General features: G+C 66.0%; 10 protein-coding genes. All 10 read right to left on the bottom strand.

What is annotated here, in order from left to right; all coding sequences use genetic code 11:
* Positions 1-128: 128 nt before the first annotated feature.
* The 10 genes from HMPREF2716_RS26295 to wspR all read right to left on the bottom strand — a co-directional run bounded on the left by HMPREF2716_RS26295 (position 129) and on the right by wspR (position 9,509).
* A complete protein-coding gene (locus HMPREF2716_RS26295) occupies positions 129-650 on the bottom strand; it encodes an O-acetyl-ADP-ribose deacetylase (RefSeq protein WP_003092502.1) in 522 nt (173 codons plus the stop codon).
* On the bottom strand, positions 647-970 hold the full coding sequence (locus HMPREF2716_RS26290) for a PA3694 family proteiin (protein WP_003092509.1): 324 nt from the start codon (positions 968-970) through the stop codon (positions 647-649). Before HMPREF2716_RS26290 ends, HMPREF2716_RS26295 begins: the two co-directional genes overlap by 4 nt.
* Positions 967-1,872 (bottom strand): alpha/beta hydrolase, encoded by a 906-nt coding sequence (locus HMPREF2716_RS26285; protein ID WP_017148397.1) that lies wholly within the window; start codon positions 1,870-1,872, stop codon positions 967-969. Before HMPREF2716_RS26285 ends, HMPREF2716_RS26290 begins: the two co-directional genes overlap by 4 nt.
* Positions 1,869-2,615, bottom strand: a complete 747-nt coding sequence (locus HMPREF2716_RS26280) for a TIGR00266 family protein (protein ID WP_003113847.1) — start codon at positions 2,613-2,615, stop codon at positions 1,869-1,871. Before HMPREF2716_RS26280 ends, HMPREF2716_RS26285 begins: the two co-directional genes overlap by 4 nt.
* Before the next feature lie 68 nt (positions 2,616-2,683).
* A complete protein-coding gene (locus tag HMPREF2716_RS26275; RefSeq protein ID WP_003092515.1) occupies positions 2,684-3,979 on the bottom strand; it encodes a flavohemoglobin expression-modulating QEGLA motif protein in 1,296 nt (431 codons plus the stop codon).
* An 8-nt stretch (positions 3,980-3,987) separates the two neighbouring features.
* Positions 3,988-4,539 carry a hypothetical protein gene (locus tag HMPREF2716_RS26270; protein WP_003103725.1) on the bottom strand — a complete coding sequence of 184 codons (552 nt, stop codon included), beginning with the start codon at positions 4,537-4,539 and terminating at the stop codon, positions 3,988-3,990.
* A 96-nt stretch (positions 4,540-4,635) separates the two neighbouring features.
* Positions 4,636-5,349, bottom strand: coding sequence for a TetR/AcrR family transcriptional regulator (locus HMPREF2716_RS26265; protein ID WP_003092520.1), 714 nt, complete (start codon positions 5,347-5,349; stop codon positions 4,636-4,638).
* A gap of 211 nt (positions 5,350-5,560) precedes the next feature.
* Positions 5,561-7,066, bottom strand: a complete 1,506-nt coding sequence (gene lysS / locus HMPREF2716_RS26260) for a lysine--tRNA ligase (protein WP_003103728.1) — start codon at positions 7,064-7,066, stop codon at positions 5,561-5,563.
* 181 nt (positions 7,067-7,247) lie between these two features.
* Positions 7,248-8,343, bottom strand: a protein-coding gene (gene prfB, locus HMPREF2716_RS26255) for a peptide chain release factor 2 (RefSeq protein WP_010895661.1) whose coding sequence is annotated in 2 segments (ribosomal slippage) — positions 7,248-8,270 and positions 8,272-8,343 — 1,095 coding nt in all. Because the reading frame shifts where the segments join, the coding sequence is not laid out codon by codon here.
* Positions 8,344-8,465: 122 nt separating this feature from the next.
* On the bottom strand, positions 8,466-9,509 hold the full coding sequence (wspR, locus tag HMPREF2716_RS26250; protein ID WP_003103734.1) for a Wsp signal transduction system regulator diguanylate cyclase WspR: 1,044 nt from the start codon (positions 9,507-9,509) through the stop codon (positions 8,466-8,468).
* Positions 9,510-9,531: the final 22 nt, after the last annotated feature.

Raw genomic sequence — 9,531 nt, 5'->3', positions numbered from 1 at the left:
CCATTTCCAACGACGCCAAGCCGGTCGCGCCACGCTCCTCCGTCAGCGGCTGATAAGCCCTACGGAAGCCCAAAAGCCCCGCCATCCGGCGGGGCTTTTTCATGGGCGGGGCTTGAGCTTTCCAGGTATCAGCGGGCCACAGGCCGCTCGCCGAGCAAGCGCTGGTAGCGCTCGGCCATCGAGCTATCGAAGGCAACCAGGACGATTTCCTCCAGGCTGCTGTGCGCCGGGCGTTGCCGGCAGACCTCTTCGACGGCAATGGCCGCGGCCTGCTCCAAGGGATAGCCGTAGATGCCGCAGCTGATGGCGGGGAACGCGACGCTGGCCGCCCCGGCCTGCTCGGCCAGCGCCAGGCTGCGCCGGTAGCAGCTGGCCAGCAGCTCCGCTTCGCCGTTGTCGCCGCCGCGCCAGACCGGGCCGACGGTGTGGATCACGTGGGCCGCCGGCAGACGGAACCCACGGGTGATCTTCGCCTCGCCGGTCTTGCAACCGTGCAGCAGGCGGCAGGCCGCCACCAGTTCGGCACCGGCGGCGCGGTGGATGGCGCCGTCGACACCGCCCCCACCGAGCAGCGAGGAGTTCGCCGCGTTGACGATGGCATCCACCGCAAGACGGGTGATGTCTCCCTGCCAGACGCGGACCTCGGTCATTTCACTTCCTGCGGGACTTCCTGTCCGGCGCAGCGCACGGCGTGCTTCCTGTTGTCCACCAGCACGCCGGAAAGGCCCTTCTGCTCGGTGTCGAACAGCACCAGGACGCCATCGATGCACTGCGCGACCTGCTTGGCCGGCTCCAGGGACAGCTTCACATCTTCGCCGGGCAGGCTCTTCAGCATGGTGAAGTCGGCCAGCAACAGGGCGTCCTGCGGCTTGGCGAAATGCAGGTAGCCGTAGTACCAGAGCACGCCGACGGTGACGAAGATGGTACCGATGCCGGTCAGGATGCAGGGGAGTACGTTACGGTCGCTCATGGATTGCCTTCGGGTTTCGCGGATTCGCGGTTCGGGATTTCGGCCAGCCGGCGCAGGCCGGTGAAGCCATGGGGATCGTCGAGGAAGCGCAGCATCACTTCCTGCCAGGTCGCTTCGGCGAAGGTCTGCACGTGGCCGCCTCGGGTCAGTTGCAGGACCTTCGGCGGCCGCGCCTGGCGGTACAGGGCGATGCCGTTCTCGAGGGGCACAATGGTATCGTCGATGCTGTGAAAGAACAGCATGGGTGCGCCAGAAAGCCGCGCCACCGAATGGATGGCGCTGTCGTCGTCGGGCACCAGCCAGGACAGCGGCACCTGCAGCGGCCAGGTCAGCCAGGAACCGTCCAGCATGTGCCGGGCGATGCCGCGGTAGCTCGCCGGTACCCCGTCGAACACCAGCGCCTTGAACTGGCCCTGGCGCTGCGGATGCTCGGCCAGGTAGTGGACCGCCAGCGCGCCGCCGAGACTCTGCCCCAGCAGCACGCGCTCGGTGCCCTTCACCTCCGGCGCCTGGTCGAGCCAGGCGAACGCCGCGTCGATGTCGCGGTAGACCTCCGGCAGTCCCGGCTGGCCCTCCGACTGGCCGTAGCCGCGATAGTCGAGCATCAGCACCTGGTAGCCCTCGGCGGGCAGCCACCAGGTGCCGCCGAGGTGCCAGGACAGGTTGCCGCCGTTGCCGTGCAGGTAGAGCACAGTGCCTTTCACCGGCACGCCTTTCTTCGCCGGCAGCCACCAGGCGCGCAGGCGCACGCCGTCGGCGGTGGTCAGGGTGACGTCGCGGTACTCCAGCCCGGCGCGCGCCGGAGTGATCTGCACCACCGGCTCGGGATAGAACAGCAGCGAACTGCAGCCACCGAGGAACAGCGCGCCGAGTACCAGCAGCGGGATCAGCAGGCGCTTCATCCGTTGTTGGTCCTTACCTCTTCGCGGGCGCGAAAGGTGGCGTCGTAGATGCGCCCGGCCAGGCGCGAGAACGGCAGGCTCTGCAGCCAGACGGTGCCGCTGCCCTTGAGGGTGGTCAGCAGCAATCCTTCGCCGCCGAACAGCATGCTCTTCAGGCCGCCGGCCAGTTGCACGTCGTAGTCGATGCCGTCGGTGAAGGCCACCAGGCAACCGGTGTCGACCCGCAGCGTCTCGCCATTCAACTGGCGGCGGATCAGCGTGCCGCCGGCGTGGACGAAGACCAGGCCATCGCCCTCGAGCTTCTGCAGGATGAAGCCCTCGCCGCCGAAGAAACCGGCGCCCAGGCGCTTGGTGAAGGCGATGCCGACCCGGGTGCCATAGGCTGCGCAGAGGAACGAGTCCTTCTGGCAGAACAGGCGCCCGCCGACATCGTCCAGGTCCACCGCCACCACGCTGCCCGGATAGGGCGCGGCAAAGGCCACGTGCTGCTTGCCCTGGCCTTCGTTGGTGAAGTGGGTCATGAACACCGACTCGCCACCGAGCTTGCGCTTGCCGGCGCTCCACAGCTTGCCCAGCAGGCTGCCGTCGGAGCCGTCGCCCATCCGCGCGGTGAAGCGGATGTCGCCGGTCATGTAGTTCATCGCCCCGGCCTCGGCGATCACGGTTTCCCCGGGGTCGAGTTCGATCTCCACGGTCTGCATGGATTCGCCGAGGATGCGGTAGTCGAGTTCGTGGCTGGCCATCGCCGTTCTCCTTGCTTGCCGGCCGACCGCCCGCGCGCACCGGGAAAGACCGGCACGGCGGGGAACGGTCAGAGGATGTTCGCGTAGTCCGCTTCGATGCGGTCCAGGCTGAGGTGGTTGAGGAAGTTCGAGAAGCACATCCAGGCCGACAGCGCGTTGAGGTCGCGGAACTGCGGCGGCAGGTACTTCGGCGGCGCCACCAGGCCCTCGTCCACCAGTTGGCGCAGGGTGCGCATGTCTTCCAGGGTGGTCTTGCCGCAGAACAGCAGGGGGATCTGTTCGAGCTTGCCCTTGCGCACGGCGAGCTGGATGTAGTTGTAGATGAGGATGAAGCCCTTCAGGTAGGACAGGTCCTTGGTGAACGGCAGGCCATCCGGGGTCGAGCCGCGGAAGACCCGGCTGGCGTTCTGGTAGCTGTCCTCCAGGCTGTAGCCCTGCTCGCGGTAGAAGTGGAACACGTCGAGGAAATCGGCGCCCTCCTCGGCCATGTGGATCGCCCGGGTGCGATTGGTCAGCTTGCGCAGGCGGGTCGGGTAGGAGGCGAAGGCGATCACCTCCATCAGGATCGCCAGGCCTTCCTGGGTCACGGTGGAGGACGGCGGTCCCTTGGCGAGGAAGGTGCAGATCGGCTGGCTCAGGCCGTTCAGGGTGGTGCCGACGTGCACCAGGCCCTCGTGGACCTCCAGCGCGCGCACGTCGCGCTCGTTGAACAGGGCGTCGGCGCGTACCTTGATGTAGTCGGCGCCGGCCGCCGCGTCGGCGACGATGCCGTCGGACTCGAACACGCGGATGGTGCCCTCCTCCTCGCCGAACACGGTGTTCAGCCGCGCCTGGAGGATCGGTACGACCTCCTTGGCGGTCAGGGTCTTGGGTTCGTCCTTGAGATCGCCGCGGTCGGCGATGTTGTTCAGGTAGTCGGAGAGCATCAGGCCGAGGTCGGCCAGGGTCGGATCGCCGGCATGGAAGGCGTCCGAGGCCGAGCCGTAGAGTTCCTGGGAGATCAGCCCGAGGTCCGGGGTGCCGCGCGCCTCGAGCATGCGAATGACCATTCGGTATTCCTTGCACATCCGCCGCATGATCTGCCCGACCGGGTTGAACTGGCCCAACTGGCGGGTGATGTCGCGCTCGATGTTCTGGAATTCCTGCTTCTTGGCGCTGGCGTCGAAGGCCAGCGGGCGGCTGTCGTAGTAGCCGCGGTCGACCTTCGGCGCATGCTTGCCGCGGCCCTTGAGGAAGTCCTGGCGGATCCCGTCGTCCCATTTGATCGCATCCAGCACGCGGATCGGCGTCTGCGCCTCGACGATGCGATCGGACAGGGAGCGGATGATCTTCTGGTAGTCGTTCTGCGCCTTGCGCTGGCTCATCGGCAATCTCATTGGGTGACCCGCTGGAAGCGGGCGGCCTCGACGAACACGTCGGAATTGGCGGGATCGTTCAGGTAGGCGAAGACCTTCGCCAACGGGCTGCGCACCAGCGCGCCCTTGCCCTGATCGCTGTCGACGGTCTCGCCGTCGAGCTGGCCGGCGCCGAGGTCCTCGACGATGCGCTCGACGTCGAGGTTGTAGATCACCAGCTCGTCACCGTCGGTGATCTCGAAGCCGGCGATGATGAAGTTGCCGCCCAGGCTCTTCGGCAGGCCGGCCGACAGGTACCAGCGCTTGCCCTGGTGGGAGACGGTGAAGCCGTAGTCTTCCAGGCTCTCGGTATTGTCCTTGCTGTCCACGTAGCTGAGCGCACGGTAGACATTGCTGCCGGAACGGGTGATCTCCAGGAATTGTTCTTCCTTCCACTCGTTCTCGCGGCTCCAGGTCCCGAGCAGATGGCTCGGCGCCGCCTCGCGCGGCGGTATCGGCTCCTTGAAGGTGACCAGGCAACCGCCCAACAGCAGGAAACTCAGGACCACCAGGCAACGCCAGGCTTTCATCACACGCTCCTTAGGAACCCTCCGCAACCTGCGACCGGCTGGCCGAGGGAAGGTTCGGGTATGAAAAACCCCGCCATGGCGGGGTTGACGCTCAGGTCACAGGCCCATGACCAGATTCAGGTACCGTCTGAGTATGGCGCGCATTTCGTCCACGGCCAGTTGCTCGACCCCGTCCACGAGGCCCTGATATTCCATCTGCAGAATAATCGACGTCAACACCTTGGCGTCCTGCTCGGGCTGCCCGGAACCGAGCACCTGGAAGAAATGCACGGCGCCGAGGGAGAGAATCCGCTGGTGGGCATCGGCCAGTTCGCGCAGGCGCGGGTTGAGCAACGCCTCCTGGCGGAAGGCCTGCTCGGCCAGCAGGTGCTCGCGGCGCTCGGTGAGCTGGACCTGGACATACTGCACGGCCAGCTCGACGATCCGTTCCACCAGCGAGCCACGGGCGCCGGGGTCGTCGGCCAGCACCGCGGCCATCTCCTGGAGGTCGCCCTCCACGCTGCTCCAGAACGCCGACAGCGCCTCTGCGTTGCGCTCGACGAAGAGGGCGAAGGTGTCGGTGATGAGATCGTCGATGTCCTTGAAGTAGTAGGTGGTGGCCGACAACGGCACCTGGGCCTCGGCGGCCACCGCGCGGTGGCGCACGGCCCGTACGCCGTCGCGGACGATCAGGCGCATGGCGGCATCGAGAATCGCCTGGCGCCGCTGCTCGCTGCCCTGGCGGCTGGCCTTGCGGCCCTGGTAACGAACGCTTTCGGCTACCGCGCTGGCGGCCTGCGCGGCGCTGTCTCTGGGAGCTACTCGGGACACGGTGTTTCCTCCGCTCGCGGACGATGGGGCATTGTTCGGACTTTTTCGCGTGGAATCAATCGGCCGCTATCGGGGAAGCTCCGATCCCACCCGCACCTTCCGTGGTCAGCCGGCGGATCGGCGGCTATCGGCCCCTGGCCCGGCGGCCGGGACACCGCGCGGCCATGAAAAAACCGCCCGAAGGCGGCTTTTCCATGGACTGTTGCGGCGCTCAGGCCTGCGGGCGCATGTGCGGGAACAGGATCACGTCGCGGATCGACGGCGAGTTGGTCAGCAGCATCACCAGGCGGTCGATGCCGATGCCTTCGCCGGCGGTCGGCGGCATGCCGTATTCCAGGGCATTGATGAAGTCGGCGTCGTAGTGCATCGCCTCGTCGTCGCCGGCGTCCTTCTCCTTGACCTGCAACATGAAGCGCTCGGCCTGGTCCTCGGCGTCGTTCAGCTCGGAATAGGCATTGGCGATCTCGCGGCCGCCGATGAACAGCTCGAAGCGGTCGGTGACGCTCGGGTCTTCGTCGTTGCGGCGGGCCAGCGGCGAAACCTCGAAGGGGTAGCGGGTGATGAAGTGCGGCTGCTCCAGCTTGTGCTCCACCAGTTCCTCGAAAATCATCACCTGCAGCTTGCCCAGGCCTTCGTGGCCGAGGACCTTGGCGCCGGCCTTCTTGGCGATGGCCCGCGCCTTCTCGACGTCGTTGAGGTCGGCGGCGGTGATCTCCGGGTTGTACTTGAGGATCGAATCGAACACCGACAGGCGCACGAACGGCTCGCCGAAGTGGAAGACCTTGTCGCCGTAGGGCACGTCGGTGGTACCGAGTACCGCCTGGGCCAGTTCGCGGAACAGTTCCTCGGTCAGGTCCATGTTGTCTTCGTAGTCGGCGTAGGCCTGGTAGAACTCGAGCATGGTGAACTCGGGGTTGTGCCGGGTCGAGACGCCTTCGTTACGGAAGTTGCGGTTGATCTCGAAGACCTTCTCGAAACCGCCGACCACCAGGCGCTTGAGGTACAGCTCCGGGGCGATGCGCAGGAACATGGCCATGTCCAGCGCGTTGTGATGGGTCTCGAACGGCTTGGCCGCGGCGCCGCCGGGGATGGTCTGCAGCATCGGGGTCTCCACTTCGAGGAAACCGCGCTCGCTGAGGAAACGGCGGATGTGGGCGATGACCTGGGAACGCACGCGGAAGGTGTGGCGGGTTTCCTCGTTGACCATCAGGTCGACGTAGCGCTGGCGGTAGCGCTGCTCGGTGTCGGTCAGGCCATGGTGCTTGTCCGGCAGCGGACGCAGCGACTTGGTCAGCAGGCGCACGCTGGTCATGTCGACGTACAGGTCGCCCTTGCCCGAGCGGGCCAGCACGCCTTCGGCGCCGATGATGTCGCCCAGGTCCCAGGTCTTGATCTCGGCCAGGGTTTCTTCCGGCAGGGTCTTGCGGTTGACGTAGACCTGCAGGCGCTCGCTGCTGTCCTGGAGGACGATGAAGGAACCGCGGTTGAGCATGATCCGACCGGCCACCTTGACCGGGATCGCTGCGGCTTCCAGCTCTTCCTTGGTCTTGTCGGCGTACTGTTTCTGCAGGTCCGCGAAGTAGGCGTCGCGGCGGAAGTCGTTGGGGAAGGCGATGGCCCGGGCTTCGCGCACGGCGGCAAGTTTTTCCTTGCGCTGGGCGATCAGCTTGTTTTCTTCCTGTTGCAGTTCGTGCTGGTCGAGTTGTTGGTCGCTCATGGTCTTGGTGGTTCCTGGTTAGGCTCTCTTGCCTGTGGAAACGGATTGCGCAACAGGGGCGAAAAGCGTAGCGAACGCCGGCCAGGCAAGGCGGGAAATGGCGAGGACACGGAGTTCACGATCATAAAAAAACGAGCAGTCCGAACCATTTTCCAACGCGGCCTGGCCAGGCGCAGCAGCTTTACAGCCCCTGTTTGAGGCTGGCTTCGAGGTATTCGTCTAGATCGCCGTCGAGCACCTTGTCGCAGTCGCTGCGCTCGATACCGGTACGCAGGTCCTTGATCCGCGACTGGTCGAGCACGTAGGAGCGGATCTGGTGGCCCCAGCCGATGTCGGACTTGGAGTCCTCCAGGGCCTGGGACGCGGCGGTACGCTTCTGCATTTCCAGCTCGTACAACTTGGCCCGCAGCATCTTCATCGCGGTGTCCTTGTTGGCGTGCTGGGAGCGTTCGTTCTGGCACGCCACCACGGTATTGGTCGGCACGTGGGTGATCCGCACCGCCGAATCGGTGGTGTTCACGTGCTGACCGCCCGCGCCGGAGGAGCGGTAGGTATCGATGCGCAGGTCGGCCGGGTTGATCTCGATCTCGATGTTGTCGTCGATTTCCGGCGATACGAACACCGCGGTGAACGAGGTGTGGCGACGGTTGCCGGAGTCGAACGGACTCTTGCGCACCAGGCGGTGCACGCCGATCTCGGTGCGCAGCCAGCCGAAGGCGTACTCGCCCTTGATGTGCACGGTGGCGCCCTTGATGCCGGCGACCTCGCCCTCGGACAGCTCGATGATAGTGGCGTCGAAGCCGTGCTTGTCGGCCCAGCGCAGGTACATGCGCAGCAGCATGTTGGCCCAGTCCTGGGCCTCGGTGCCGCCGGAGCCGGCCTGGATGTCCAGGTAGGCGTTGTTCGGGTCCATCTCGCCGCTGAACATGCGGCGGAACTCCAGCTTCTCGAGGATCTCGCGCAGACGCTCGACTTCGTTGGCAACGTCGTCGACGGCGCCCTCGTCGTCTTCCTCGACCGCCATGTCCAGCAGGTCGCGGGAGTCGGCCAGGCCGCTGGTCAGGTCGTCCAGGGTTTCCACCACCTGCGCCAGCTGGGCGCGCTCGCGGCCGAGGTTCTGGGCGTATTCGGGGTTGTTCCAGACGTTGGGGTCTTCGAGCTCGCGGTTTACTTCGACCAGGCGATCATGCTTCTGATCGTAGTCAAAGATACCCCCGAATGGTCTGGGTGCGCTCGGAGAGGTCCTTGATGCTGTTGAGGATCGGGTTGATTTCCATGGCTGGCGCTCACTCGCGGGAAAACGTCGAAAAGCTGCGAAGTATACTGCACTTGCGCCCCACAGGCAGTACGCCGGCCTCTATTTAATGCCGGCCGGCGACGCATGGCCGCCGCGCGCCGCTCAGCCCGCCGGGGCCGGCGGCACCGGCTGTTCCATCAGGCCGACCTGGTTGCGGCCATTGTTCTTGGCCTGGTAGAGCGCCTGGTCGGCCATCTCGATGAGAACCCGGAAGGTTTGCCCGCCGCCGCCCGGCACCAGGGTGCTGACGCCGATGCTGACGGTCAGGTGCGAGCCCGGGCGTGGCTGGTCGTGGCTGATCTGCAGGCTCTCCACCGTGCGCCGGACCTTCTCCGCCAGCAACCGTGCGCCGCCCGGCGAGGTGCCCGGGAGGACCATGGCGAACTCCTCGCCGCCGTACCGAGCCGCCAGGTCCGAGGAGCGACTGCAGCCCTCGCGGATGGCCCCGGCGACCTGGCGCAAGGCCTCGTCGCCGGCGACGTGGCCGAAGGTGTCGTTGTAGCTCTTGAAATAGTCCACGTCGATCATCAGCAGCGACAGTTGCGACTGCTCGCGCAGCGAGCGGCGCCACTCCATCTCCAGGTATTCGTCGAAGTGACGACGGTTGGAGAGCCCGGTCAGGCCGTCGGAGTTCATCAGCCGCTGCAGCACCAGGTTGGTCTCCAGCAACTGCTGCTGGCTCTCGCGCAGCGCCCGATAGGCCTCGTCGCGTTGCTGCAGGGCGATGTACGAACGCGAGTGGTAGCGGATCCGCGCCACCAGCTCGATGGCGTCAGGCAGCTTGACCAGGTAGTCGTTGGCGCCGGCGGCGAACGCCGCGCTCTTCACCGTCGGCTCTTCCTTGGTCGACAGGACGATGATCGGGATGTCGCGGGTCGCCGGGTTGCCGCGGTAGGCAGCGAGCAGCGTGAGGCCGTCGACGCCGGGCATCACCAGGTCCTGGAGGATCACCGTCGGCTTGATCTGGTTGGCCACCGCCACCGCCTGCTGCGGATCGGAACAGAAATGGAAGTCGATGCCCGCCTCGCTCGCCAGTGAGCGACGCACAGCCTCTCCGATCATGGCCTGATCATCGACAAGCAGTACCATGACCGCGCCGTCCAGAGGGGCGCCCAGGTCGGTCTTGCTCTCATGAGGGTTGTGCATGTTTCTCTCCGGGACCGGGGCC

The organism is Pseudomonas sp. HMSC076A11 (assembly GCF_001810205.1).
GTDB classification, from domain to species: Bacteria; Pseudomonadota; Gammaproteobacteria; order Pseudomonadales; family Pseudomonadaceae; genus Pseudomonas; species Pseudomonas aeruginosa.
The sequence above is the reverse complement of the archived record's forward strand: the minus strand, read 5'-3'. Positions and strand labels throughout refer to the sequence as shown.